General features: G+C 58.0%; 30 protein-coding genes. 15 read left to right on the top strand and 15 right to left on the bottom strand.

Features of this window, described 5'->3' with window-relative positions:
- The first annotated feature begins 12 nt into the window (after positions 1-12).
- The 7 genes from ACWJ62_RS02865 (at position 13) to ACWJ62_RS02835 (ending at position 5,188) form a co-directional block, all read left to right on the top strand.
- A complete protein-coding gene (locus ACWJ62_RS02865; protein WP_014577872.1) occupies positions 13-360 on the top strand; it encodes a Na+/H+ antiporter subunit C in 348 nt (115 codons plus the stop codon).
- Positions 357-1,871, top strand: coding sequence for a Na+/H+ antiporter subunit D (locus tag ACWJ62_RS02860; protein WP_449284842.1), 1,515 nt, complete (start codon positions 357-359; stop codon positions 1,869-1,871). Before ACWJ62_RS02865 ends, ACWJ62_RS02860 begins: the two co-directional genes overlap by 4 nt.
- Entirely contained in the window at positions 1,868-2,341 is a 474-nt protein-coding gene (locus ACWJ62_RS02855) for a Na+/H+ antiporter subunit E (protein ID WP_014577874.1), read from the top strand. The genes ACWJ62_RS02860 and ACWJ62_RS02855 overlap by 4 nt, the downstream gene beginning before the upstream one ends.
- Positions 2,342-2,350: 9 nt before the next feature.
- The gene (locus ACWJ62_RS02850; protein ID WP_014577875.1) at positions 2,351-2,623 is read left to right on the top strand and encodes a monovalent cation/H+ antiporter complex subunit F; all 273 of its coding nucleotides are present in this window, start codon (positions 2,351-2,353) and stop codon (positions 2,621-2,623) included.
- Positions 2,616-3,023 carry a monovalent cation/H(+) antiporter subunit G gene (gene mnhG, locus ACWJ62_RS02845; protein ID WP_449284841.1) on the top strand — a complete coding sequence of 136 codons (408 nt, stop codon included), beginning with the start codon at positions 2,616-2,618 and terminating at the stop codon, positions 3,021-3,023. Before ACWJ62_RS02850 ends, mnhG begins: the two co-directional genes overlap by 8 nt.
- 71 nt (positions 3,024-3,094) lie before the next feature.
- Positions 3,095-3,376 carry a pyrimidine/purine nucleoside phosphorylase gene (gene ppnP / locus ACWJ62_RS02840; RefSeq protein WP_088827498.1) on the top strand — a complete coding sequence of 94 codons (282 nt, stop codon included), beginning with the start codon at positions 3,095-3,097 and terminating at the stop codon, positions 3,374-3,376.
- A 168-nt stretch (positions 3,377-3,544) separates the two neighbouring features.
- On the top strand, positions 3,545-5,188 hold the full coding sequence (locus ACWJ62_RS02835; protein ID WP_449284840.1) for a fatty acid--CoA ligase: 1,644 nt from the start codon (positions 3,545-3,547) through the stop codon (positions 5,186-5,188).
- 59 nt (positions 5,189-5,247) lie between these two features.
- Here the strand turns inward: ACWJ62_RS02835 and ACWJ62_RS02830 are convergent, their stop codons facing one another.
- The 4 genes from ACWJ62_RS02830 to ACWJ62_RS02815 form a co-directional block, all read right to left on the bottom strand.
- Positions 5,248-6,531: a D-amino acid dehydrogenase gene (locus ACWJ62_RS02830; protein WP_275898192.1), complete on the bottom strand. Its 1,284-nt coding sequence runs from the start codon at positions 6,529-6,531 to the stop codon at positions 5,248-5,250.
- A gap of 114 nt (positions 6,532-6,645) precedes the next feature.
- Entirely contained in the window at positions 6,646-7,002 is a 357-nt protein-coding gene (locus ACWJ62_RS02825; RefSeq protein ID WP_449284839.1) for a translation initiation factor Sui1, read from the bottom strand.
- 35 nt (positions 7,003-7,037) lie between these two features.
- Positions 7,038-7,565, bottom strand: coding sequence for a DUF4136 domain-containing protein (locus ACWJ62_RS02820; RefSeq protein WP_205424954.1), 528 nt, complete (start codon positions 7,563-7,565; stop codon positions 7,038-7,040).
- Positions 7,566-7,647: 82 nt separating this feature from the next.
- Positions 7,648-8,253 carry a YigZ family protein gene (locus ACWJ62_RS02815; protein WP_449284838.1) on the bottom strand — a complete coding sequence of 202 codons (606 nt, stop codon included), beginning with the start codon at positions 8,251-8,253 and terminating at the stop codon, positions 7,648-7,650.
- 12 nt (positions 8,254-8,265) lie between these two features.
- Between ACWJ62_RS02815 and ACWJ62_RS02810 the strand changes: the two genes are divergently transcribed.
- Positions 8,266-8,466: a hypothetical protein gene (locus ACWJ62_RS02810; RefSeq protein WP_449284837.1), complete on the top strand. Its 201-nt coding sequence runs from the start codon at positions 8,266-8,268 to the stop codon at positions 8,464-8,466.
- Here the strand turns inward: ACWJ62_RS02810 and ACWJ62_RS02805 are convergent.
- Complete coding sequence (locus ACWJ62_RS02805; protein ID WP_449284836.1) at positions 8,422-9,744, bottom strand: sensor histidine kinase; 1,323 nt, start codon at positions 9,742-9,744, stop codon at positions 8,422-8,424. The two genes, ACWJ62_RS02810 and ACWJ62_RS02805, sit on opposite strands and share 45 nt — an antisense overlap.
- Entirely contained in the window at positions 9,741-10,427 is a 687-nt protein-coding gene (locus ACWJ62_RS02800; RefSeq protein ID WP_449284835.1) for a response regulator transcription factor, read from the bottom strand. The genes ACWJ62_RS02805 and ACWJ62_RS02800 overlap by 4 nt, the downstream gene beginning before the upstream one ends.
- A gap of 174 nt (positions 10,428-10,601) precedes the next feature.
- Between ACWJ62_RS02800 and ACWJ62_RS02795 the strand changes: the two genes are divergently transcribed.
- Positions 10,602-11,768 carry a GNAT family N-acetyltransferase gene (locus ACWJ62_RS02795; protein ID WP_449284834.1) on the top strand — a complete coding sequence of 389 codons (1,167 nt, stop codon included), beginning with the start codon at positions 10,602-10,604 and terminating at the stop codon, positions 11,766-11,768.
- Between the two features lie 48 nt (positions 11,769-11,816).
- On the top strand, positions 11,817-12,482 hold the full coding sequence (locus ACWJ62_RS02790; RefSeq protein WP_449284833.1) for a hypothetical protein: 666 nt from the start codon (positions 11,817-11,819) through the stop codon (positions 12,480-12,482).
- 11 nt (positions 12,483-12,493) lie between these two features.
- Here ACWJ62_RS02790 and ACWJ62_RS02785 read toward each other — a convergent pair whose 3' ends face one another.
- Positions 12,494-12,709, bottom strand: coding sequence for a dodecin (locus tag ACWJ62_RS02785; RefSeq protein ID WP_449284832.1), 216 nt, complete (start codon positions 12,707-12,709; stop codon positions 12,494-12,496).
- 192 nt (positions 12,710-12,901) lie between these two features.
- Here ACWJ62_RS02785 and ACWJ62_RS02780 point away from each other — a divergent pair, with 192 nt between their 5' ends.
- Positions 12,902-13,672: a DUF3750 domain-containing protein gene (locus ACWJ62_RS02780; RefSeq protein WP_449284831.1), complete on the top strand. Its 771-nt coding sequence runs from the start codon at positions 12,902-12,904 to the stop codon at positions 13,670-13,672.
- Positions 13,673-13,790: 118 nt separating this feature from the next.
- Here the strand turns inward: ACWJ62_RS02780 and ACWJ62_RS02775 are convergent, their stop codons facing one another.
- The 3 genes from ACWJ62_RS02775 to ACWJ62_RS02765 form a co-directional block, all read right to left on the bottom strand.
- Positions 13,791-15,107 carry a hypothetical protein gene (locus tag ACWJ62_RS02775; protein ID WP_449284830.1) on the bottom strand — a complete coding sequence of 439 codons (1,317 nt, stop codon included), beginning with the start codon at positions 15,105-15,107 and terminating at the stop codon, positions 13,791-13,793.
- An 88-nt stretch (positions 15,108-15,195) separates the two neighbouring features.
- On the bottom strand, positions 15,196-15,507 hold the full coding sequence (locus ACWJ62_RS02770) for an AzlD family protein (protein ID WP_008173928.1): 312 nt from the start codon (positions 15,505-15,507) through the stop codon (positions 15,196-15,198).
- The gene (locus ACWJ62_RS02765) at positions 15,497-16,243 is read right to left on the bottom strand and encodes an AzlC family ABC transporter permease (RefSeq protein ID WP_449284829.1); all 747 of its coding nucleotides are present in this window, start codon (positions 16,241-16,243) and stop codon (positions 15,497-15,499) included. Before ACWJ62_RS02765 ends, ACWJ62_RS02770 begins: the two co-directional genes overlap by 11 nt.
- A gap of 372 nt (positions 16,244-16,615) precedes the next feature.
- Between ACWJ62_RS02765 and ACWJ62_RS02760 the strand changes: the two genes are divergently transcribed.
- Both ACWJ62_RS02760 and ACWJ62_RS02755 read left to right on the top strand, forming a co-directional pair.
- The gene (locus tag ACWJ62_RS02760) at positions 16,616-17,713 is read left to right on the top strand and encodes a Leu/Phe/Val dehydrogenase (protein ID WP_449284828.1); all 1,098 of its coding nucleotides are present in this window, start codon (positions 16,616-16,618) and stop codon (positions 17,711-17,713) included.
- Positions 17,714-17,804: 91 nt separating this feature from the next.
- On the top strand, positions 17,805-19,238 hold the full coding sequence (locus ACWJ62_RS02755) for a sodium-dependent transporter (protein WP_449284827.1): 1,434 nt from the start codon (positions 17,805-17,807) through the stop codon (positions 19,236-19,238).
- A 7-nt stretch (positions 19,239-19,245) separates the two neighbouring features.
- Here the strand turns inward: ACWJ62_RS02755 and ACWJ62_RS02750 are convergent, their stop codons facing one another.
- From ACWJ62_RS02750 to ACWJ62_RS02735, 4 genes are all read right to left on the bottom strand, one after another.
- A complete protein-coding gene (locus tag ACWJ62_RS02750) occupies positions 19,246-20,148 on the bottom strand; it encodes an NAD-dependent protein deacetylase (protein WP_449284826.1) in 903 nt (300 codons plus the stop codon).
- 15 nt (positions 20,149-20,163) lie between these two features.
- Positions 20,164-20,895: a spermidine synthase gene (locus tag ACWJ62_RS02745; RefSeq protein ID WP_449284825.1), complete on the bottom strand. Its 732-nt coding sequence runs from the start codon at positions 20,893-20,895 to the stop codon at positions 20,164-20,166.
- 4 nt (positions 20,896-20,899) lie between these two features.
- Positions 20,900-21,460 (bottom strand): DUF1415 domain-containing protein, encoded by a 561-nt coding sequence (locus ACWJ62_RS02740; RefSeq protein ID WP_449284824.1) that lies wholly within the window; start codon positions 21,458-21,460, stop codon positions 20,900-20,902.
- A 182-nt stretch (positions 21,461-21,642) separates the two neighbouring features.
- Entirely contained in the window at positions 21,643-23,229 is a 1,587-nt protein-coding gene (locus ACWJ62_RS02735; protein ID WP_449284823.1) for an ABC-F family ATPase, read from the bottom strand.
- Positions 23,230-23,412: 183 nt separating this feature from the next.
- Here ACWJ62_RS02735 and ACWJ62_RS02730 point away from each other — a divergent pair, with 183 nt between their 5' ends.
- The gene (locus ACWJ62_RS02730) at positions 23,413-23,691 is read left to right on the top strand and encodes a peptidylprolyl isomerase (RefSeq protein WP_088556638.1); all 279 of its coding nucleotides are present in this window, start codon (positions 23,413-23,415) and stop codon (positions 23,689-23,691) included.
- Between the two features lie 23 nt (positions 23,692-23,714).
- A complete protein-coding gene (locus ACWJ62_RS02725) occupies positions 23,715-24,641 on the top strand; it encodes a succinyl-CoA synthetase subunit beta (protein ID WP_449284822.1) in 927 nt (308 codons plus the stop codon).
- Here the strand turns inward: ACWJ62_RS02725 and ACWJ62_RS02720 are convergent.
- Positions 24,638-25,819, bottom strand: a complete 1,182-nt coding sequence (locus ACWJ62_RS02720; protein WP_449284821.1) for a M24 family metallopeptidase — start codon at positions 25,817-25,819, stop codon at positions 24,638-24,640. The two genes, ACWJ62_RS02725 and ACWJ62_RS02720, sit on opposite strands and share 4 nt — an antisense overlap.
- Positions 25,820-25,893: the final 74 nt, after the last annotated feature.

Raw genomic sequence — 25,893 nt, 5'->3', positions numbered from 1 at the left:
GGGGGCTCAGTTATGGAAACCTTGATGGCCTATGTCGTTGGGCTGCTTTTTACAGCCAGCATATACATGATGCTGCGCCGCTCTATCGTCAAACTCGTCATTGGCCTGATCATTCTGAGCAATGCGGCCAACCTTCTGATTTTCGTCGTCGCGGGTTTGACCCGGGGCGCGCCACCGCTGATTCCCGAGGGGGCTAGTGAAGTCGTTGGAGCAGTGGCCGATCCACTGCCACAAGCCCTTATTCTCACCGCCATTGTGATTGCTTTCAGCGTCCTGGCGTTTGCCGTGGTTCTGATCCGTCGTGCCTACGAAGTGGTCGGAACCGATGACCTGGACAAGATGAAGGATACGGATACTTGAACCCGGAACTCGTTCTCCCGATCCTGATCCCCCTGACAGCCGGAGCTCTATCCCTGGCATTCTGGCGCTCTATCACGCTTCAGCGGGTACTTGCAGTTGTTGCCACCGGGCTGTTGCTGGCGGCCGGCATCTGGCTCATGCGCTCAACCATTGATCAGGGCTTTCTGGTGGTGGAAATGGGCAGTTGGCCTGCGCCCTTCAGCATCGTGCTGGTGTCCGATGTTCTTGGCGCCATCATGATTGTGCTAACCGGCATTATCGGCCTTGCCATCGCAATCTATTCGCTGGCCTCAACGCCGAAAGGTCATGAAAAATTCGGTTATTACCCCCTGATGCACCTGCTGCTCGCCGGCGTGGCCGGAGCCTTTCTGACTGGCGATATATTCAACCTGTTCGTCTGGTTCGAGGTGATGCTGCTCGCATCGTTTGCCCTTCTGACCCTGGGCGGAGAGCGAGCCCAGATGGAAGGCGCCATCAAGTACGTGACCCTGAACCTGTTCTCGTCGGCTATTTTTCTCTCCGCCGTCGGCCTGCTTTACGGAATGGTGGGCACCCTGAACATGGCGGACATCGCCCAAAAACTGAACAGTGTGGAAGACCCTGGCATGGTGACGGTGGTCTCCCTGATGTTCATGGTATCGTTCGGCATCAAGGCGGCGGCGTTCCCCCTGTTTTTCTGGCTCCCTGCCTCCTATCACACGCCGCAAGTCGCCGTCTCAGCGCTGTTTGCAGGGCTGCTGACCAAGGTCGGGGTTTACGCGCTCTATCGAGTATTTACGCTGATCTTCACGCAAGATGTCGCCTACACACACACCATACTGCTTTGGGCCGCTGCCCTGACAATGCTGACCGGCGTTCTCGGCGCGGCGGCGCAGTTCGAATTCCGGCGAATCCTGTCTTTCCACATTGTCAGCCAGATCGGCTACATGCTGCTCGGGCTGGCGCTATTCACGCCTCTGGCCCTGATTGGCGGTGTGTTCTACATCATGCACCACATCATTGTGAAGACGAATCTGTTCCTGGTCAGCGGCATCACCTACCGTCTCCTTGGGAGCTATGAGCTGAAGAATCTGGGCGGAGTTTACCGTCAGCGCCCGTATCTGGCTCTGTTGTTTTTGATCCCGGCGCTGTCGCTCGCCGGTATTCCGCCTTTGTCCGGCTTTTTCGCCAAGTTTATTGTGGTGAGAGCAAGCCTGGAAGCCAGTGAATATGTGGTCTCGGCCATCGCTCTGCTGGTTGGTTTGCTGACCCTGTATTCAATGATCAAGATCTGGGCGGAAGTCTTCTGGAAAAAGGTTCCCGACCATGTGACCGATGTCCGCAGGCTCAATGGCGAGATAAAAGACGCGCACAACTGGGCCTACTATGTGCCGGTGGTCGGGCTTGCGGCTTGCACGCTCATTATTGGTCTATACGGGCAGCCCATTTACGTTCTGGCCGAGACGGCCGCAGACCAGTTGATGAACCCGCAGCTATACATAGAAGCAGTTCTTGGAGGGATGCCGAAATGATCGGTCTGTTCTGGAACCTGCTGCTTGCAATCGCCTGGGTGGTTCTCAGTGGCAGCGTCACTGCCATGAACCTGCTGGCCGGTTTCTGTTTTGGCTACATTGCGCTCATGGTTCTACAAAACCAGGTGCCTGCTTTGAAGGGCTACTCCCGGAGAATTCCGAGATTGATCGCCTTCCTGGCCTTTTTCCTTAAGGAGCTGGTGAAGTCCAACCTGCGGGTTGCCTACGATGTCGCCACGCCGGTTTGGCACATGAAGCCCGGTGTGATTGCATTTCCGCTACAGGCACGTACCGATATGGAAATCATGTTTGTCAGTAGTGTTATCTCCCTGACACCGGGGACCCTCAGCCTGGATGTGTCCGATGATCGACGGGTGCTGTTCATCCATGCCATGTTTCTTCAGGACGAGGAGCAGCTCAGAAATGACCTGAGAGAACTGGAACACCGAATCCTCAAGGTTATGCGCTAGGAGGCCACCATGCTTGGAATCGCCATTAATATTGTTTATCTCATGCTGTCCCTGGCGTTACTTTTTGCCTTCATCCGGTTAACCCGGGGCCCTTCCCTGGCAGACCGCGTGGTTGCACTTGAGCTGATTGCATCCGTGGTGGTTGGCTATGTTGGGGTTCATGCCATTGATACCGGTGTTTCCAGTTTTCTTGATGTGGCTATCGTGATATCCCTCACCGCTTTCCTCGCGGCAATAGGGTTCGCCAGGTTCCTGGAGCGCGGAGGCGTCAAGGATGAGTGAAATTTTCGTTTCCATCCTCTTGCTGGCAGGGGCCGCGTTCATGGTGCTTGCAGCCATCGGCATCGTAAGGTTGCCGGACCTGCCAACACGCATGCATGCATCCACCAAAGCGGGCGCGATGGGCGCCATACTCACGATGGCCGGGGTGGCGCTGCATTTCTCCGACAGCGCCGTCGCCGCAAGGGCGATCGCGTTCATCGTATTTATCCTGTTAACGGCACCGATCGCTGCTCATGTCATAGGGCGGGCGGGTTATTTCACCGGTATTTCGCTTTGGAGCGGTACCACCAAAGACGAACTGCGGGAACGGTACGATCCAGACACTCACAAGCTTTACAGCGGACTTGAGACTGAAACAGAGCGACCAATATCCCACAACGGTAAGGACGCCTCAGACTGATTATTTTGTCATTGGAAGTGCACAAAATTCCCGTATAGTAGTCGCCCAAACTTATTCCAGGAGCCCAGCACATGCTGCAAGTAAATGAATATTTCGACGGCCAGGCCAAGTCCATTTCTTTCCAGACCTCGACCCTGCCAGCCACCGTTGGTGTGATCAGCCCGGGCGAGTATGAGTTCGGTACCAGCAAGAAAGAAACCATGACTGTCATAAGCGGTGCGCTCACCGTGCTGCTCCCCGGCATGGAGGAGTGGATGACCTACGGAGCCGGCGAGAGTTTTGACGTAGCCGGGCAGGCTAGCTTCAAAGCAAAGACCGACATCGATACCGCATACCTCTGCACTTACGAGTAATACTGCCGCCCTGACGGGCACGTCCGCAGAGCGAAACGGACATCACATCTAAGCTACCGTTCGCTCTGCATTTTTTCACTGTTACCGGTTCCTGTTTCAGCCAATCTGTGTCAGATTTATTCCTGTTTCTCGCGATAACACCAACAACTGGGAAAGAGGAAACAAGTAATGGCACAGACCCGCATCCTATCTCCGGCTGACAACGCCTATCAGTACCCACTTTTGATCAAACAGCTCCTGCTTTCCGGCCCTCGCTATAATCCGGATCAGGAAATCGTCTACTCTAACCGCAGCAAGTACACCTATACCGATCTGGTTGAGCGCATCCACCGCCTGGCAAACGCCTTGACCGATGCCGGTGTAAAACCGGGTGATACGGTTGCAGTGATGGACTGGGATACACCCCGGTACCTGGAGTGCTTCTTTGCCATTCCGATGATTGGTGCCATTCTGCACACGGTCAATATACGGTTGTCCCCGGACCAGATCGTCTACACCATGAACCACGCCGAGGACGATGTGGTTCTGGTGCACGACGACTTCCTCCCGATCATTGAGGCCGTCAAAGACGAGATCAAAACGGTCAAGACCTGGATTCAGCTCACCGACAGCGATGCCGCGAAAAAGGCACCTGTTGATGCTATCGGGGAGTATGAGAGCCTGCTCGCCAAGGCCAATGACAAGTTCGACTTCCCCGATTTCGACGAAAACAGTGTGGCGACCACCTTCTACACTACGGGAACCACAGGCAACCCGAAGGGCGTTTACTTCAGCCACCGCCAGCTGGTACTGCACACGCTGGCCATGACAGGCACCGTGGCGTCATTCGACGAGATGCCGCTGATGCGTTCCTCGTCGGTTTACATGCCAGTGACGCCCATGTTCCATGTGCATGCCTGGGGTGTACCCTATGCCGCCACCATGATGGGCATCAAGCAGGTTTACCCCGGCCGCTATGAGCCGGAGCTGCTGGTCGATCTGCTCAAGGAACACAAAGTGACTTTCTCTCACTGCGTGCCCACCATCATGCAGATGATGATGGCCACCGAATCCATCAAGACGGCCGATCTGAGCAACTGGCACGTATTGATCGGCGGCAGCGCCCTCACCAAAGGCCTGTGCGATGCCGGGGCCAAGCTCGGAATCAAACTGTACACTGCGTACGGCATGTCTGAGACCTGTCCGTTGCTCTGCGCCTCCCACCTCAAACCGGAAGACATGGAACTGCCTCTTGAACAGCAAACTGCGATCCGGGTAAAGACCGGCATTGCGACGCCCATGGTTGAGATGGAAATTGTGGACCCCGAAGGCAATCCGGTCCCCCACGATGGCGAGGCCAAAGGCGAAATCGTGGCCCGCGCGCCCTGGTTGACCCAGGGTTACTTCAAGGAGCCCGAGAAAGGCGAACAGCTCTGGGAAGGTGGCTGGCTTCACACCGGCGACGTTGCCTCGATGGAGCCGGACAACACCATCACCATCAAGGATCGCATCAAGGACGTGATCAAGACCGGCGGTGAGTGGCTGTCTTCACTGGACCTGGAAAACCTGATCAGCCAGCACCCGGCCGTCGCAGGCGCTGCCGTGGTGGGTGTGCCTGATGAAAAATGGGGCGAACGGCCGCACGCACTCGTCACCCTGAAGCCGGGTGAGCAAGCCAGTGCCGGGGATATCCAGAACCACCTGAAGCAGTTTGTGGAAAGCGGCGAAATCAACAAATGGGCAATCCCGGAGCATATTGATTTCGTGGAAGATATTCCGAAGACCAGTGTTGGCAAGATCAACAAGAAACTGATTCGGGATCAGCTGCAGTAGACTGTACCGGAGCAGGAAAAAGGGGTTAGATGAAGGGGTTCATCTGGCCCCTTTCAGTTTTATAGACCGGAAAACGTAAAATCCACCTCCGGCTTGCGGCCGTCAATAATGTCCGCAAGGGCCGCGGCGGAACCACAGGAATGGGTCCATCCCAGGGTACCGTGTCCGGTATTCAGGTAGAGGTTGGCGAAGTGGCTCTTTCCGATGTACGGAACGTTGGAGGGCGTCGCAGGCCGCAAACCGGTCCAGAATTCGGCCTGATCCCAATAACCTGCTTCGGGCATGACTTCCGCTGTGCGGCGCACGATAGCGCGGCAGCGGGTGTAGTTCAGTTTCCGGCTGTAGCCGTTAAGTTCGGCCGTGCCCGCCACACGCATGCGATCACCGAGGCGGGAATAAACCAGCTTGTACTCGTCGTCAGTGAGGCTGACATTGAACGCCGCCTCCTCGTTCTTCACGGGTACCGTAATCGAGTAGCCTTTGGCCGGGTAAATGTTGAGGAAAATACCCAACTGCCGGGCAAGTGCCGCACTGAAGCTGCCCATACTCAGCACATAGGCATCCGCACGGAGGGTCTCATAGCCCCCGTCATGGAGAGTCTGGACCCCGAGTACCCGCTCGCCGGCACGCTCAAAACTCAGGATCTCAGTACCGTACCGGAACTCTACGCCGGCCTCCGCGCAACGCTTTGCGAGATTCTGGGTGAATAACCGCGCATCACCAGATTCGTCTTCAGAGGTGTAGGTTGCTCCGGCAATCCGGTTGCGGATCGGCTTGAGTGCCGGTTCCAGCTCAACCGCACGGTCTGCATCGATAATCTGCCGATCACAACCCAGATCCTGCATGATCCGGGTAGGCTCGATAGCGCCATCAAACTCGGCGGGATTGGTGTAGAAATGCAGGATGCCCTTCTCTAGGTGGTCATACTCTACGCCGGCCTCCTTACGCAGAGTCTGCAATTGGCTTCGGCTGTAGGTGCCAAGGTTCACCATCTGGCGAATATTGTGAGCGGCCCTGGCCGAGGTGCATTGGCCCAGGAAAGAAAGCGCCCAGCGCCACTGGTCTGGATCGAGCCTTGGCCTGAACAACAAGGGTGCGTCCGGGCGGGTGAGCCATTTCAACACTTTCAAAGGGGCTGAGGGATTGGCCCAGGGCTCGGCATGGGATACGGAGATCTGGCCACCGTTGGCATAACTGGTTTCCAGGCCGGCCTGATTCTGGCGATCCACCACGGTTACCTGGTGTCCCTGCTTTTGCAGATACCAGGCCGAGGTGGTGCCTACAACGCCTGCGCCCAAAACCAGTATATGCATGCCTGCCTCCGGTCGAACGGAACCCGCCATCCCTCAGGATATTCCCGGGGAGTTCCGGCCAGATTCCGGTTGATGTGAAACTCGGGATTCGTTATTCGCGGACTCTATTGTAACGTGAGCATGCGGGAATTGCGTGTTATACCATCAGCCACCAGCGCGCTTGACGGTCCAACCCTTCTGTTCAAGCAATGGAACCAGCAGGTCGCGCTGATCACCCTGGATTTCGACCACACCGTCTTTTACCGTACCACCGGTGCCGCACTTGGCTTTCAACACCTTGGCGTAGGCTTTGAGTTCTTTGTCATCCAATGGAATGCCGGTGACCAGGGTTACACCTTTGCCTTTGCGGCCTTTGGTTTCCCGGCTCACCCTGACGACACCGTCTCCGGCAGGCCGTGATGGTGCGGTGCAGCTGCATTCATTCATCGGGTTGCGGCAATCGGGGCACATTCGCCCCTGCTCGGTCGAAAAAACCAGACCGCCCTCAGATCGCTTCTTCATTCCGTCTCCCTGCTATTCCTGTCTTGCCCGGTCTTTCAATCAAGACCGGGGGGATACTTGGTGAACATTTCAGTCACGACCTCGTCGATCAATTCTCTCCGGGTCTCGGGTGACTGGTTTTCATTGAGATAGCGTCGGCTGGCTGCACGCCAGACAACTTCCTTGGACTTGCTGTCCGCCAGTTCTACCACCAGCTTGCCTTCTTCAATCTCACGCACCGGTGGTGGCGCGGACAGTGCCCAGCCGAAGTTACCGCTGCCAAAACCAAACCCGAGTCCCACGCCGGTCTGCTCAAGCCGCTCTTCCGGCACAATCTGCCAGCTGACCAGCAAATCCGCCTCCGCCTCGGGCACCTGTCGCAGCGCCTTGCGATTCAGCTCTCTCTCAACGGCACTGCGTACCCGAGTGCCGTCGAGTGATGTAAAGGATGACGAGTCGGTACCACTGGCAAACGCCCAGGATGAATAATTTCCAAAAACCACAGACGAGTTGTAGTCGGTCACCACATTGCTGGCGCAACCGGTCATAGCCAAGGTAACAACCGCTAACATCAGAAAACGCATCATGATTTTTGTCCTCAATTGAGAAGATCGCTATTCAAACAGTATACGCCTCACGGACGCGCAACGATGCCCCTGGGATCCGTCACCTTTCAAAACTGTAATCCAGTTTATGGGCATCGCAGAACGCCCCGAACGCTGTCATCTGCTCCTCCGGAACCAATACACGGGCGCGAACCGACGCCCCGTAGTCCACCGATTCCACCGACGCACCGTTCACCTCGCACCAGTGACGCAGAGGTTGCTCGTCGGCAAAAGACAGGTAAACCAGCGCGTCCGCCATGGGTTGCTGGACCACACGATCAACGGCCGACAGCACGCTCTCTGCCGCTCCGGCATAGGCTCGCACCAGGCCTCCGGCACCCAGCTTGATACCACCAAAGTACCGGATCACCATCACCAGGACATCACCCATATCCTTGTGCTGAATCACGTTAAGAATCGGCTTCCCGGCCGTTCCGGACGGTTCACCATCATCGTTCATGCCAGCCTCGGCGGCAGAACCGGGACGCCCGATCTGGTAGGCCCAGCAGATATGCCGGGCGTCCGGATGGTCCCGGTGAGCCTGTTCCAGCCAGTCCTTCACCTCCTCCCGCGAACTCACCGGGGCTACCCGGGCAATAAACCGGCTTTTCTTCACTTCCGTTTCACGCTCAAGGTATCCTGCGGGAACGGGGTAATCTTTTTTCATGGACAACGACCTATGGCCTCTGAAGACGAATACAACAACCCGGGCACGGCAACGCCCGCAAAGATTCGAAAAGCGGCCTGCGGTATCCGGTTTGACGAGGACGAGCTGCAGGAGGGTATCGACTTTTCCGGCGCGGAAAAACTGAAACCTTCCGACCCGGAGCCGGAATCAGCCGCCTCCGAAAAACACCGGAAGGCGAAGCGTCACCCGTAAGCCACCACTTTCTCCCGCCGCTGCCCCTATCACACCATCGTGGGCCGCTACGATATCTCTGGCAATGGCCAGGCCAAGCCCCCAGCCCGTGCCTCCGCGAGACTTATCCGCCCGGAAGAACGGCTCGAAAAGCTGGCCGATCAGTTCATCCGGAACGCCCGGTCCCTCGTCATCAACCGTTAGCCTCAACCAGTCATCGGCCACCGTCACGGCAAGATGAACAGCCCTGCCAGGTGGCGTGTGATCGAGGGCATTCTGGAGGATGTTATCGATGGCTCGCTGTAAAAGCCCTTCATCACCCAGCACCGACGCCCGTGAACTTTCCGGTGACACCACGAGTTTGCAGTCCACACCCTGGTGTTCGGCATAGTCCGCGGCATCCTTGAGGACCTGATTGATCACATGCACCAGCCGGAGTGGCTCGCGCTCGATATCGCCACCGGCTTCGGTAACCCGGTATAACGTCAGTATCTGACCCGTCATGGTTTCAAGCCGTTCGTTCTGGCGCAGAATGCTTGCCATCAGCTCTTCGTCCGCACCGGCCTCGCTTGCCAGCTCAATGGCGATACGCTGGCGGGTGAGCGGTGTTCGCAGATCGTGGGAAATATCCCGAAGCAGGTGCTTCTGGCGTTCCAGCAGACTGCAGAGCTGTTCGGTCATGGCATTAAAGGCGGTTGCCAGCTGCCCCACCTCATCCCGGCGTTGGGCGATATTTTCGCTGACCCTGAGAGAATTATCTCCGGCCGCAATCGCCTGGGCCGTGCTTTCCATGTGTTTCAACGGTCGCGATACCAGGCGGGCGATCCACCAGCACGCCAGAGAAATCATCAGCAGGGCCAGCCCGAGCTCGATAGCCCTGAAGAATCTGGGATTGAGCCAGCCGGCACCCTGTACCCGAGGCCAGGCCACCAACCGGTAACCGCCTCCCACGTCCAGAACCGCGGGTTTCTGCGGGTACCAGCCAGATTTCATGCGGTCGCGGATGAACGAAGGCAGCTTGCCATCGTTTTCATCCTGTTCGAGCAACACCAGAAACAGTTCAAGACGCTCGCCTTCGTCCCGCAGAAAGCGCCACGCTTCGCCACGATCACCGGCCTCGCGGATTGCGATGGCTTCTTCGGCCAGATCCCTGAGACCTGCCTGGCGCTCGATGGCTTCACGCTCCCGGTCCAGAAGCATCCTGGTTGCGAGGTTACTGGCCACCACGGTGACCGCCATGGCCAGCCAGATCGACAGGAAGATCCGCCAGAACAGAGGAAACATGGGGCGCCGCCTCATTCCGGCACCCGATAGCTGTAACCCAGCCCCCGTACGGTTTCGATTCGGGGCGGGTCGTCATTGCCCAGTTTTTTGCGAAGGTTGCTGATGTGCATATCAAGGGTACGGTCGTAAGCTTCAAGGCGCCGCCCAAGTGCCCATTGCATGAGATCAGTTTTACGGACCACGCTGCCTGCGTGCGCCAGGAGAACCTGCAGAACCTCGTATTCGGTGGCGGTCAGCTCCATCGCCACATCGTCCTGGTAAATACGGCGATGGCCCGGTTCGACGCGGAGATCGCCATAGGTCCGGGCCGCATTGACTTCGGTTTTCTGGTCCCATGCAATTCGTCGCAAGAGCGCCTGAAGCCGGGCCACCAGCTCACGGGGATTGCAAGGTTTCGGAATATAATCATCGGCCCCCACCTCGAAACCGACGATCCGATCCGTTTCGTCGCCCCGGGCGGTCAGCAGTACCACGGGCAGATGGGTCTCTGCCCTCAGTTCCCGCAATACCTCGAGGCCACTGATATCCGGCAGCATGATGTCCAGCACGACAATATCGCAGTCCTGACCCAGCGCCAGCGCGAGGCCGTCCCGGCCATTGCCGGCTTCCCGAACGGTAAATCCCTGATTGGTCAGGTAACGGGCAAGCAATTCCCGCAATTCATCATCGTCCTCGACCAGTAACACCCTGTTCTGCATGTCGCTTCTCCACCTGTCGTGCCGGCCACGGTTGCTGCCTGAAGTCTAACACGCTACCCGCAAGCCACTGATTCGGGCCAGGCCACTTTGCAGAACCTTTACACTGGCCCCGGGGTGATCAAAACCCGTCTTCTGACGTATGGTATCGAGTACATAAAGGAGTTTTCCCTCACCATGTCAGAATCCGGACCAGCGACTCTCACACTGGAAACCTGCACCAGCATCAACGACATTCCCGCCCGTGAGTGGGAGCGGCTGGCTGGGCATACCAATCCATTTCTTCGCTACGAGTTCTTCCAGGCACTCGAAGCTTCCGGCTGCACATCCCCAGAGACCGGATGGTCGCCAAGTCACCTCGTGTTCAGAAAGGCTGGCAGAGTCGTTGGCCTGGCGCCGGCTTTTCTGAAGAGCCACTCTATGGGGGAGTATGTGTTTGACTGGGCCTGGGCCGATGCATACCAACGGCATGGGCTGGCGTACTATCCAAAACTACTGATCGCCATTCCCTTCACGCCCTCCGCAGGGCCAAGGCTACTGCTGGATCCGGAGATTCGACAACAGTTGATACCGGAGCAGATTCACCACCTGTTGGACAGGCTGACTGAGGAACTGGGAGCCCACTCCTGGCACCTGCTGTTTGCGGACAGCGAGGATCAGAAGCTGCTCCTCCACGAGCGGGCGTTACACCGTATCGGATGTCAGTTCCACTGGCATAACCATGATTACCGTAATTTCGAGGACTTTCTGGCAGCGCTGACTTCCCGCAAGCGCAAGTCTATCCGCAAGGAACGTCGCCAGGTTGCGGACCAGGGCATTTCCTTTGCGCGCTTTCACGGCCGGGATATTCCGGCGCATGTGCTTTCCGCGTTCTACGTTTTTTATCAGGCGACCTATCTGAAGCGAGGCCAACGGCCATACCTCAACAAGCGTTTCTTTGAGCTGCTTCTGGAACAGCTACCCGAACATGTACATCTGGTGATGGCAGTGCGTGACGGCGAAATGATTGCCGGTGCCCTGTTCCTGGCGGGCAAAACCACCCTCTACGGGCGTTACTGGGGATGTCTTGACGAATACAACCACCTGCACTTTGAAACCTGCTACTACCAGGGCATTGAGCTGGCGATGGACCTGGGCCTCAGCCATATTGACGCCGGCGCCCAGGGCGAACACAAACTGGTACGTGGCTTTGAGCCGGTAATCACCCACTCCTGGCATGGTGTTTTGCACCCCGGCTTCCGCGAAGCCATCGAAAACTTCACCCGTGAAGAGGCAGACCAAGTGCGTGCTTATTTCAGCGATGCGGAATCCGCCCTACCCTTCCGACAGCAGACGCCGGATTAACTTCTATACTAATAGACCCAGACTGGATTTAAGCGGGGGTCAGACACCATGGATACAGACCCATTGTGGAGCATGTTATCGGCAGGCGGCCTGCCGCTTCTGCTTTCGGCGGCAGCCCTGGGCCTGGCCGTGATTGCCCTATTCATCGGATCGGGCGCTCGCCAGCGCAGCCATGACCAGTTGACCGCATTGCGAGAGCGTTCCGATACCCTGTGGAGGGAAGTTGACGACATACGGGTGGCACAATTCAATCGTCCCGGTGAGGCCGGCAATAGCGCTTCGGGCTCCCCAGTGGAAGAAGCCCGCTATCAAACAGAGGTGGAAGCCTACGCCAAGATCTGGCCCCAGGTATGGCATCTTCACGAACGCCTGGGCATGTTCCTGAGGGCAGTTGAAGCCGGCGAGGCGGCCGGTGAACTCAGACTGGAAGCTCGTAATGCGGCCCTGGAGGCCCGAAATCTGCTTAACCGAAACCGCCCCTTCTGCACGGAGTCCGTCGATGAACTGGTTACCCGGCTGATCGATGCCGAGATCAAGGCGCATCTTGCGGCCTGCCAGTACCTGGACCTGCTCAAAGATGTCTCCAGTGCTTCATCCAATCACGACCGGCGGGTATTACAGGACAAATGCCACAGCCTGCATGAGGGGGAAGCCCGAGAACTGATGAACCAGCTGGTTTCGTCCATTCGGCACCGGGCAATTCGGAGCAGCTAAAAGGCGCCCATTCAGCTGTTGACGATACGGAACCCTACTTTCATCACGACCTGATAGTGCCCAACCTTGCCATCAACGATATGGCCGCGGGTTTCGGTTACCTCAAACCACTCCATATTGCGGACGCTTTTTCCACACTCCTCGAGTGCGTTCTCGATGGCATCTTCAATGCTCTTCCTGGAAGAACCGACAATTTCCACTTTTTTATAAACGTGATGGTCAGACATAGAAGACTCCTGAAAATTGCAACTTGTACCCCTGAGCCTAGAAGACAAGCTTCCTCCCGGCAAACCACAGCCAGGTACATGCCTCATCCGCCAACCCACGGCTGGCGTATCTGTCCCCTATAATCCAGGTAGTCATCCGGAACTTTCTGTCACTCACAGGGTCCCGTCTACCCCAAGCTTCGGACTGAGTTCATGAAACGATTTTTCAGATACACCGGCTGGTTCTTCGGCGCCGTGCTATTGCTGCTGTCTGGCCCGATTCTGCTTGCCACCAGTGGCAGCCTGCAGGGAGCCGAGAGCTGGCAAACAGCGACCCGTGAGAGTGCCCGGATTGCGCCCCTGCCGGAACAGGCGGAGGAAGCCATCGTTCAGGTATACGGCGCCCGGGCCTGGAGTTGGCGAGGTTACTTTGCCGTCCATACCTGGATAGCCACCAAGGAAAAAGGGGCCAATCACTACCGGGTGCATGAGGTCATCGGATGGCGCAGCTACGTGGTCAATTCCCGGCCCGGTGAGCCAGACAGGCACTGGTACGGCGCAAAGCCAGACCTCTATGCCGACATCCGCGGCGAAACTGCCGAAAAGCTGATTCCCGACATCTACCAGGCAGTGGCGTCCTACCCCTATCCGACCGAGTACGAAGCCTGGCCTGGCCCGAACAGCAACACCTTCGTGGCCTGGGTAATCAGGGAGGTTGAGGGTCTCGATGTGGCTCTGCCGAACCACGCGATCGGCAAGGACTACCTCGGCGACAATATTGTCGCAGCGGTTCCGGGTGGCGCGGGTTATCAGGTCTCACTGGGTGGGTACTTTGGCGTGCTGGCAGGTATTCGGGAAGGCCTCGAGCTGAACCTTCTGGGCCTATCCTTCGGTATCAACCCGCTGGCTTTGGGGATCAAACTGCCAGGCATCGGCGAGTTAGCGCTTAGAAACCCCAACCCGATAGCTGAAAATTCCCCTTAGGTTTGGGAAACAGGCGGGCAGGGCCTCCCAAAAATGTGCGGAGCCAAGCGTACAGGGATGTATTTACAGCGTTTTTTGGGAGGCCCTGCCCGCCTGTTTCATGCTCCGAGGCTGAAAATCAAAGACTGGCAAACTCCAGATACCGGCTCGCCGCCTGCTTCTTTTCGTCCTGGCTGTTCAGCATTTCCAGACGCATCTTGTCGATCAGCTTCAGGTAATCATCAAGCGGTGATTCGGGCTTGCCAGCGTCTTTGGATTCTTCGATAAACGCCTTCTGCTTTTCGCGGATTTCATTCAGCTTCTCGAGCGCTGAACGTATCGCTTCCACCCTGGCCTCCACCAGGCCATTTCCGCCTCGGTCTGGCGAGCCACGCTCCGTGTTCAGGACCGTCTCAGCGGCCGGCGCTTCGACGGTATTCTGTTCTGCAAGGTCGATTTCTTCCAGGGTGCGGACCTCACCGTCGGTGCTCAGATAGATTCCCGACCCCTTGATCTGGCCCAGCGGCACACCCTGACTGTTAGCCAGCGTGAAGCGGTCTTCCACATTGTCCACATAAAGCGCCTGAACGCCGACTTCTGAGAGGGATTTCAGAGCCTGTAAGCCGTCTGCAGTCTGGACCCACACCGACAACGACTCGAAGATCTCATCGTTGGCATCAATCCAGCGGTTGCCGTCGTCATCAAAGCGGGCCAGCTCGCCAAAACCGGAGCCGCTCCGGGGACCAAACAGCTCGGAGCCATCGTCCACCTTGCCATTGCCATTGCGGTCCAACACCAGGTAGCCGCTACCGCCGCCCAGGGTGGCAAACTGTCCGGTTTCACCGTTACCGTTCAGATCGAACTCGAACAGGGTATCGGTCAGGCGGGCCGTGGCGGTGCCGAAGTTGATAACCAGAGGGTCGGTGAGCGGCCGCTCCTGGATCTGCACCAGTTCCGAGTACTCGTAGGTTCGGGACTGGGACTGTCGCAGTGACAACGTGAAGTCGATGGTCTCGCCATTGTCCAGCGCGATGGTGCCAGTGGAGGCAAAGCTTCTGGATTCGCTCTCCGAGTAAAACATATAGCGTCCGGCTGAAATCGAGAGACTGCCCCGACCCTCGACACCCGCATCACCACCGAGCGCGGCGCGGCTGACGCTCAGCGCCTGCCCGCCCATCAGAAACAACTCGGTGGTTTTCTCGGCAAGCTGTGCACTGGCAAATACGCTCTGCTGACCGCCATCCGTCACCGTGCTGCTGCCGCTGAAGGCGAGCTGCTCCTGGCTGGTGTAACGATAGGCAGCCTGGCGCATGAGCGTAAGCTCAGAGCCAACCGCGTTCTCATTGGCCTGCGGCGCAGCGGCAGATTGCCGGTTGATGCGGAGCTGCGTGCTGTCGAAAGCCGATACCTGGCGGGAACTGTCCTGGAAAAGCGAAATCTGGCTGGAGGAAATCATGGCTCTGGGCACCTGTAATTACTACACAGGTGTATCGGCCGCAAACTCCCGGACTTGAGCAGTTTTTAATCACCTCAGATTCGAGAGGTTAGGCCAGAAACCGTACGATTCCGGCGGCGGCAATCCCGGCGGCAATGGCTGGGAGAGGTTTACGCAACGCCAGCATGGTAACCGCAGTCGTGGTCAGGGCCGCCAGCGCACCGGCGTCCCCCGTCACCGCCATGGGCACGATGATGGCGATCAGGACCGAGCTGGCCATGGTGTTGATAAAGCTCTCGATGCGAGGATTGATCTTCACGAACGACATGATGAACACGCCGCCAAAACGGGTTACCAGAGTAACGGCGGTCATGATCGCAATCAGGAACAGAATACCGGCCGTGGTGGTCTCAACGGTCATGGGCGCTGTCCTCCGCGTCAGAAGCAGGAGCAGGCTTTCGCTCTAGCCAGAAGAACCCGATTGCACCACCGGCCAGCGCGCCCACGACGACATGGGTATTCGCTGGCAGCCATTTCCAGGCCGCCAATGAAGCCAGCGCCGCAACGGTCCAGGCCACGAGCACTCTCGGGGATTTCTTGCCGCCCAGCGCCATGGCCAGGAGGAAGCAGCCGAGAACCATGTCCAGGCCCAGGGATTTGGGATCCTGCAGAAGGCCACCAAAATAGACGCCCAGACCGGTCCCGATGATCCAGGCCAGCCAAAGTGCCAACCCGCCACCAAGGATAACCTCCAGGTTTCGCCGACCACTCTGGTATTCCTGGGCCGAAACAGCCCAGTTGGCATCGGTCAGCAGTAGCAAGAGGCCATAGCGCTTGCCCGGAGGAACGTCCCTGAGCATCGGGTAAAGCGAAGCGCCCATGAGCAGATGGCGGGAATTGATCGCAAAGACCACAGCGATCATCGGCAGCACAGATACCTCGGTGCCCCACATATCGACGGCGGCAAACTGAGAGGCCCCGGCAAACACCGTCGCACTCATCAGCACCGCCTGGAGCGGTTCAAGGCCTTTCTGGGTAGCCGCCAACCCGAAGGCAGCGCCAAACGCCACCACAAACAATGAGATGGGAAGCAGCCGGAAAAACTCCACCCTTACCCGGGCCGGCTGTAGCTGATAAGAATAGGAAGCGACAGACATCCGGAGAAACTAGGTCAGTTTCCCCGATCCGCGTATAGGTAGTTACCGCAGAAAGGGGCACACCTGCGACTAATGGACCAGATCTGCCCAACACATGAAGGCATTTAACCTCATGATTGCCCCGAATGTTTCCCAGGGGGTCGCCTGAATCCGTGGATGAGCCCTGTATTGGATAGTTCGCTTTTGCATGTTGACGTTAACGTCAATTGCCGCTAGTTTGTTTTTCGTCCAGCCCCAAAAGGGCACTTTCGGTGGGCCACACCCCAGCGGACATACCGGACACCTGAAATCGTAACGCCGGCCACAAGCCGGCAGACAAGAACAAGATACCCGCTCATGCCGAGATCCGGCCCAGTGGGAGAGGATTTCACAATGCTATTCAGCCACCCCGAGTTCGATAACCACGAACATCTGTCCTTTTTTTGCGATCCCGAAACCGGTCTCAAGGCCATCGTAGCCATCCACAACACCTCCCGAGGCCCTGCGCTGGGCGGTTGCCGGATGTTCCCCTATGCCTCTGATGAAGCCGCGCTGCGCGATGTGTTGCGACTGTCTCGAGGCATGACCTACAAATCCGCCCTGGCCAACCTGGACCTGGGTGGCGGCAAGTCCGTGATTATCGGCGATCCCCGAAAACAGAAAACCGAAGCGCTGATGGAGGCCATGGGCCGCCATCTGGAGAGTCTTGGCGGGCAGTACATTGCGGCGGAAGACTCCGGCACCAGCGTACCGGACCTCAAAGTCATGGGCCGACACACCGACCATGTCGCCGGAATCGCTTCCCGCACTGGCTTCGACGGCAACCCCAGCAACGGCGACCCATCACCGGCAACCGCCTACGGCACCTTTATCGGCCTCAAGGCAGCGGTAAAACACCAGCTCGGCCGGGATAATCTCAGTGGGCTGAAGGTTGCTATTCAGGGCATCGGCAATGTCGGGTTCCGTCTGGCCAGACACCTCAAGGATGCCGGGGCTGATCTCTGGGTCTATGACATCCATGAAGAGAACATGCAGCGGGCCGTTGATCAGCTGGGAGCCAAGCCAGCGGCTGCCGAGGACATACTGTCACTGCCTGTCGACGTGGTCGCGCCCTGTGCCATGGGGGCGGTACTGAACGATCACAGCATTCCCCAACTGAAGGCCCGGATCGTCGCCGGCGCCGCCAATAACTTGCTGGAACACCCCGAGCACGACGCCATGCTGCGGGGCCGGGGCATTCTCTATGCTCCGGATTTTGCCATCAACGCCGGCGGCATCATTGATGTCTTCTACGAACGAACCGGGGCCGCACCGGAAACGGTTCGTGCCCACGTCGAGACCATCGGCGATACCCTGACCGAAATCTTCAACCGTTCCGACCGCTCGGGGCGCCCCACCGGGGAGATCGCCAACGAACTGGCCGAAGAACGGTTCAAAAAGCACACCGCCGGAGCCAGCCTGGCGCCCGAGCGGTTGGCTCGCACCGGCTGAGCTGACACCGGCGCACCCACCAGGAGGCTGCGGGTGACTGCAGCTTCCCTTTATAACCCTGACACAAAAACAAATACTCCAGGAGATAGTTATGTCTGTCACTTCATCAGATTCCGCCAGCCATTCGGGAGCGCTCGAAGGCTCATCGGCGGCACTTGAAGGTTCAAACGCCAAACGCGGGCTCTGGTCATCACGCCTTGCCTTTATTCTTGCCGCCACCGGCTCCGCCGTGGGCCTGGGCAATATCTGGAAATTTCCCTATGTGACCGGTGAGAACGGGGGCGGTGCCTTCGTGCTGGTTTATCTGCTGTGCATCGCGGTCGTCGGGATTCCCATCATGATGGCGGAAGTCATGATCGGCCGTCGCGGTGGCCGAAGCCCTGTCAGGAGTCTTAGCCTGATCGCCGAGCGGGACCGACTCAAGCCAGCCTGGAAACTGGTTGGTGCCATCGGCATTCTGGCGGGTTTCCTGATTCTTTCGTTCTACTCGGTCATCGGCGGTTGGGCGATTTCCTACGTAGGCACTACGGCCAGCGGTCAGCTTGCCGGGCAGTCTGCCGACGCCGTAGGCGCGATCTTCTCCGGGTTGCTCAGCGATCCCACCACCCTGCTGGCCTGGCATACCCTGTTCATGGCATTGGTGATGGTTGTAGTTGTGCGGGGCGTTCGCTCGGGGCTTGAGCGGGCTGTCAGCATTCTTATGCCGGCCCTTTTCGTGTTGCTGCTGATTGTGGTGGGCTATGCAATGACAACCGGGCACTTCGGGCAAGCCGCAGCGTTCCTGTTCCAGCCCGATTTCTCCAAGCTCACAACGTCGGGAATACTGGTAGCGCTGGGTCACGCGTTCTTCACCCTGAGCCTCGGTATGGCGGTCATGATGGCTTATGGTTCATACCTGCCGAAGAACATTTCCATTGCCAAGACCTCGATCACCGTATCGGTCATCGACACCGGCGTAGCGCTGCTCGCAGGCCTGGCCATTTTCCCGATCGTGTTCGCCAATGGTCTTGAGCCGGGAGCGGGGCCGGGGCTGATCTTCCAGACCCTGCCGCTGGCCTTCGGTCAGATGCCCATGGGCTCCCTGTTCGGCACCCTGTTTTTTGTGCTTCTGATCTTCGCCGCCTGGACGTCGGGGATTTCGCTGCTGGAGCCGATTGTGGAGTGGCTGGAAGAGCAGAAAGGCATGAACCGCACCGTAAGCACACTGGGCGCGGGCATTGTGTGCTGGGGGCTGGGCATTGCCTCCATCCTCTCCCTGAACCTGTGGGCGGATTTCGCACCCCTGGGCTTTGTGCCCATGCTGGAAGGCAAAACCATCTTCGACCTGCTGGACTTCTTCACCGCCAACATCATGCTGCCCCTGGGCGGACTGCTGGTTGCCCTGTTTGCGGGCTGGGTGATGTCACGTCAGGCCATGGAGCGTGAACTGGCCTTGTCACCGGCCATGTTTAATCTGTGGCTGATCACCGTACGCTTCGTTACCCCGGTTGCCGTGGCTGTCGTATTCATCTACAACCTGATGTAACCCGCTGTTATAACTGATCGAGGGAGGCCCTCAGGGTCTCCCCGATCCTCGCGTTCAGCTTCAGATCCACCAGATCTTCAGCCCGCGTCCGCCCCAAGTTCAGGGTGGCAATGGGCTTGTTCCATTCGTTGGCGTACCGGCAGAAACGGAACCCGGAATACACCATCAACGACGAACCGATTACCAAGAGGCCATCACTGGCCTTCAGCGTATCCAGGGCCGAATACACCCGGTCTTTTGGGACAAAATCACCGAAGAACACCACATCCGGCTTCAGAATCCCTTCGCACTTCGGACAATCCGCCAGCCGGAAATCCTCGAAATCCACATCCAGATCGGCATCGCCATCCGGCGCTGTCTCGGCGGTGTATTTCTGGAACCCCGGGTTCAGATCGGCGCAGCGATCGTGCACCTCATCCCGCGGGCACCGGTAGCCGCAACTCATGCACACCACCTCATCGGCCCGCCCGTGCAGGTCCGTCACCGCCCGGGTGCCTGCCTTCTGGTGCAACCGATCCACGTTCTGGGTGACCACCAGGCTGCTGTGGTTCAGCAGCTCAAGATCGGAGATGTAGTGATGGGAAGGGTTCGGTCTGGCATTACGCATAACCGGCCAGCCAATCAGGCTCCGGCCCCAGTAGCGCTGGCGGGTGTAGAAGTCTTCCATGAAAGCCTTGTGCTGAACCGGCTGCTTGCGCTTCCAGGCGCCATCGCCGTCCCGGTAATCCGGGATGCCCGAATCCGTACTGACCCCCGCGCCGGTCAAAACCAGCAACCGGGGATAGCGATGGATAAACTCCGCCAGCAACGCCCCGGCTTCCTCCGGCTCATGCAAAACCGGCGGCTGGTCCGGCTCCGGCAGACGCTGGCTGGAGCTGAAGGGTCGGCTGCGGTGCGTGGTTACAGGCATACAGACTCCGGTTTCTCAGCCCGGCTTACGGGCCACATATACGGTGTTGAACGATTCCCTGTTCTGAAATGGATTGAAGAAGGATACGACATGGCAGGCCACATCGGTGAACACCTCGTTGAGAACGGCCATGAACTCGTCATCCTCGCCCTCGTTCGACCACATGGCGAACATCCCTCGGGGCGTCAGTTGCCGGGCCATCAGGCGCAGATTGTTGGCGGTGTAGAAGCTGGCACTGGAATCGTGCAGAAGAGCCCTGGGCGAGTGGTCGATATCCAGGAGAATGGCATCGAATTGTTTACCGGGGCTCTCCGGATCAAAACCACCAACCTCAGGATCGGTAACGGCAAGGTCGAAGAAACTGCCATGGACGTAACGGTTCCGTGGATCGCCGTTCAGGTCCTTACCCAGAGGCACCAGCTCCTGCTGATGCCAGCCGATGACCGGCTCCAGGTATTCAACCACCAGCAGCTCGGCAACCCGCTCATGCCTGAGCGCCGCCACAGCGGTGTAACCCAGGCCCAGACCACCAACAACGACACTGAGATCGTCGCCCTCAGTTTCGCCCAGTCCGATATCAGAGAGGGCTACTTCTGCATCCACAAACATGCTGGACATCAAGAATTCCTCGCCCAGCTTCACCTCGTAAATATCCCGGTCACCAATGGCCGGAATCCGGCGCCGGCGCAGAGTGATCTCGCCGATTACCGAAGGCTGGCTGTCAATCTGTTCGAAAAGCAGTCCCATCTGTTCAGACCTTGCGAGTGGATTCATCAAGACAGGAACGCAGAATACTCCGCATCTTCTCCGAGCCCAGCTCGTTCATCAGTTCAATGTTTCTCTGCGGGATCCCATCCACATCAGGATAACTGTCAATCGCCGCTTCCAGACTGGCTTCCCGCAATAGGTGCAGCATCGGAAATGGCGACCGATTGGTGTAGTTCTCCACCGCATCGGGCTCGGTGCCCGCAAACTGGTAATTCGGATGGAAACTGGCAATCTGGTACACGCCTTCCATCTCCAGATACGCCAACAAACCATCTGCCGCATCAAGAAACTCATTGTAGGGCCCGAAATCCTGCAATACACCCGGATGAATCAACAGGGTAGTTTCAATCTCCGGCTCGTCTTCCATCCTCTGAAGCTCCGAGTGCAGAGCCTGTAACAGCTCGTCTTCCGTTTCGGCTTCCGACACCACAAACCGAACCCGGTTCCTGACCAGCTCCCGTTTGGCGAACGGACAAAGGTTGTAGCCGACGACAACGTCTTCGACCCATTTGCGGGTTGCGTTAATTATTTCGGTCTCGCCCATGCTTATCTGTACCCGTTGCTTTGTTTGAGGCTTCTGCTCAGGTTAGAGCGGCCGTGTGGGACTGGCTTTACAAAACTGTGCGGAGCCATGGATGGCGGAGCCCAAGCGTCACAGGGATGTGCCGCAAGGAGCGTGTTTTGGAAAGCCAGTCCCACATGGCCGCCAGCACCCAAGCCTGAGTCTCAGAGGTACCCCTGACTCCGAAGATAATCATCATAGTTGCCACTGAAGTCAGTCACCCCATCAGCCTTGAGCTCAATAATTCGAGTCGCAAGCGAAGAAACAAACTCCCGATCATGGCTGACGAAAATCAGTGTACCCGGATAGTTCTCCAGCGCCAGGTTCAACGCCTCGATGGACTCCATATCCAGGTGGTTCGTGGGCTCATCCATCAGCATCACATTGGGCTTCTGCAGGATCAGCTTGCCGAACAGCATCCTGCCCTGCTCGCCGCCCGAGATCACCCGCACCGATTTCCCGATATCATCGCCGGAGAACAGCATGCGGCCCAGAGTACCGCGCACCAGCTGCTCGCCACCCTTGGTCCACTGGGACATCCAGTCGGTCAGGGTTTCATCCTCGGCAAAGTCCGCCGTGTGGTCCTGGGCGAAATACCCCACTTCCGCACTGTCGGTCCACTTCACCTCGCCACTGTCGGGCTTATAGGCCCCTGACATGCATTGCAGAAGCGTTGTTTTGCCGATGCCGTTGGGACCGATGATGGCTATTCGCTCGCCGGCTTCTACCTGCAGGTTCAGATTCTTGAACAGGGGCTTGTCATCAAATCCCTTGGTCATATTTTTCAGGGTCACCGCCTGGCGGTGCAGTTTCTTGCTCTGTTCAAAACGGATAAACGGGCTCACCCGGCTTGAGGGCTTCACCTCTTCCAGCTGAATCTTATCGATCTGGCGGGCACGGGAGGTGGCCTGTTTGGCCTTGGAGGCGTTGGCCGAAAAGCGGCTGACAAACTGCTGAAGTTCGGCGATCTGAGCCTTTTTCTTGGCGTTGTCCGATAGCATGCGCTCGCGGGCCTGGGTGGCGGCGGTCATGTATTCGTCGTAGTTGCCGGGGAACAGGCGCAGCTCGCCATAGTCCAGGTCCGCCATGTGGGTGCAAACGCTGTTCAGGAAATGGCGATCGTGGGAAATGATGATCATGGTGCTGTTGCGGGCCACCAGGATGTTTTCCAGCCAGCGAATGGTATTGATGTCCAGATGGTTGGTAGGCTCGTCCAGCAGCAACACGTCGGGATCGGAAAACAGGGCCTGGGCCAGCAGTACCCGCAATTTCCAGCCCGGTGCCAGGGCACTCATGGGGCCGCTGTGCTGCTCCAGCGGGATATCGAGACCAAGCAACAGCTCGCCGGCGCGGGCATCGGCGGTATAGCCGTCCATTTCGGCGAACTGGACTTCCAGGTCTGCCACGGCCATGCCGTCTTCTTCGCTCATTTCCGCGAGGGAATAGATCCGATCACGCTCTTTCTTGACGTTCCAGAGTTCCTCATGGCCCATGATCACGGTATCGATGACCGAGCAATCCTCATAGGCAAACTGGTCCTGACGCAGTTTACCCAGCCGGACATTGGGTTCCAGCATAACCTGGCCGGCGGACGGCTCGAGGTCGCCACCCAGGATTTTCATGAGTGTGGACTTGCCGCAGCCATTGGCCCCGATCAGTCCGTAGCGGTTGCCGTTACCGAATTTGGCGGAGACGTTTTCAAACAGGGGTTTAGCCCCGAATTGCATGGTGATATTGGCAGTGGAGATCAAGAAACAAACCTGTCGATGTGGGGCCGGGCGAACGCCGGCGAAAAGAAAGCCGGCATTGTACAGGTTTGCCGGGTGGACTGTGAGGCCGCAGAAACACGGATAAAAAGGGCTTGCCTCTGACGAGCTCTGCGGGCAGCATTCCGGTTCTGATGTATACATTCATCCGACACAAGGACATTGATCATGGCACAGGCTACAGCGCGCCACATTCTGGTAGACAGCGAAGCGAAATGCGAAGAACTGAAAAAGGCGATTGAAGGCGGACAGGACTTTGCCGAAGTGGCAAAGCAGCACTCCTCCTGCCCCTCCGGTCGCAACGGCGGAGACCTTGGCTCCTTTGGCCCGGGCCAAATGGTTCCCGAGTTCGACAAGGCGGTTTTCAACGGTGAAGTGAACACCGTTATCGGTCCGGTCAAGACCCAGTTCGGCTATCACCTGCTGGAAGTGACCAGCCGCAGCTGATGACTCCTGGTTTCATACCGGGAATGCAAACCACCGGCCGGCGACTACCGCTGCTGGCCGGTGCCGCTTCTCTGCTCATCGCGCCTTTCCTGTTTGTCGGCGGGCCTGACTGGGCCTCCGGGCCACTCCTCAAATCGGCCTGGAACCTTGGCCACATCCTTCTGTTTGCACTACTTACTCTGGCGGTCAGACCCTGGCAGTGGCTAGGCGGCTGGCGTCTCTGGCTTGCGGTTACCGTCGTCTTGCTGGTGCTCGGAATTGGTATCGAGTTGATCCAGGGCGGACACAATCGCGACATGGATGGGAGGGACCTGCTGCGCAACCTGATTGGCAGTTGGCTGGTTATCGCGTGGCACCCATTTCTTACATCAGAGCGGCGAACCTCTTTCAGCAAGGGCTTGATGGCTGCATCCGTTACGCTGCTATTGTGTTTTGAGCTGGGGGCTACCGGCATGGTGGCTGCCCGACAGTGGCAGGTACACCAACAACTCCCCCTGCTATACGATTTCAGCCATCAGGATCCCGGCGCGTTCTGGACTGGCAGGCTCACGGTCTCTGCCGATCACTCGCTGAATAATGCGCAGAGCCTGAAACTTGATCTGGGTACTGAAACCTACTCGGGGGTCTCGCTCAACAATCTCCCGGCGGATTGGCGCGGTTACGAAAAACTGAGCATTACCCTGTTCAATCCCTCAACCGCTACCCTGGCGCTGACGCTTCGAATCAATGACGTGGCCCATGACCGCAGCGACCATGCCTACAACGACCGCTACAACACCCGCCTGACCCTGGGCCCGGGCTTTCATACCTTCACCCGGAAACTGACCGACATCGAAAGCGCTCCCGATGGCCGGACCATGGACATGTCTCAAATCAGAAGAATGGGACTTTTTGCGGTTCGCCTGCCCGAGCCACGTACTGTTTACCTGTTGGATCTGAGACTGAATTAAACGAGCGTCCAGGGATTGTCGGTCATCGGTTCGGCCCCGCCTTCAGTGACAAGAATCGTTTCGCTACACCCAATGCCCCATTGCCCCGGGATGCGCAAACAGATGGGCAGGTGGAAAACCATGCCCGGGCGAAACTCCACATTGCCACCCCTGGCGATAAAGCCCGAACCCTCCACCCAGGACGGCGGGAACTGGGCGCCTACCGTATAGCCAAATACACCGGAGAAAAACACCTTGCCTGCCAGCGGCTGGAGCGCCTTCTCGGCGTTCTGTGCGGCCTGGTCGAAAGTAACCCCCGGGCGGATCGACGTCAGCAGGGTGTCCACAATCCGACGGCAGCCATCATGGACCCGACGCATTTCAGCCGACGGCTCGCCACCAGCAACCACGGTCTGCATCATGGGTGCCGTATAGCGGTTCCAGGCCGACCCGAATTCCAGAAAAACAGGATCGCCTTTCTGCACCACCGTACGTTTGTGATTGCAGTGGATCACGCTGCTGCGCCGACCGGTAACAACAATTGGCTGCATGCTCATGAATTCACTGCCGGTCGCCAGCAGCGCCCTGGCGCCTTCGGCGGCAATGTCATTGTCGGTGACACCCGGCTGGACCGCGGCCACGGCCGCCCTGAAACCTTCGGCTGTTATCCGGGCGCTTTCACGCAGGCACCGGATTTCGGCATCGGACTTTACGATCCGGATCTGCTTCAACAGACCGCCGTTGTTCAGAAATCTTACTCCGGGCATCCGAGCTTGCAGGCCTTCCAGCACGCCCTGGCGCAGAGAGCCATGCCAGGCATCAATACCCACGGTCTCCACGCCGTCGTTCAGGGCCTGAACCAGTGGTTCCAATACCTCGCCGATGCCTTCCCACCGGTATCCGCTGACCCGGGCGACCCGGGTTGTCATCATCGCAGGCCCCATTTCGATGGACGGCACCTGCAAAAGCAGGTCCTCCTGGGTAACCACCAGGGCCACGTGAACGGATACTTCAAAGGTGCTATAACCGGTCAGGTAGAAAATATCCGAAGGATCGGTCAACAGCAGGGCGCCAAAATCCTCCCGGGCCATCCCATCCCGGACACGAGCAAGACGATCGTCGAACTCCTGCTCCGGAAACGGACACTCCAGCCCCCTCAGTTGTGAGGACAAGGCTTTCTGATAGGCATTGAAATCCATAACGACACTCCTCACTCGCATATACTAGGGAGATTGGACCCTATTCTGGCTTTGCACAAACCCCGAGCAAGGAA

Source organism: Marinobacter sp. PE14 (assembly GCF_053566155.1).
Note: the sequence above shows the minus strand (reverse complement) of the source record. Positions and strands in the feature narration are given on the sequence as shown.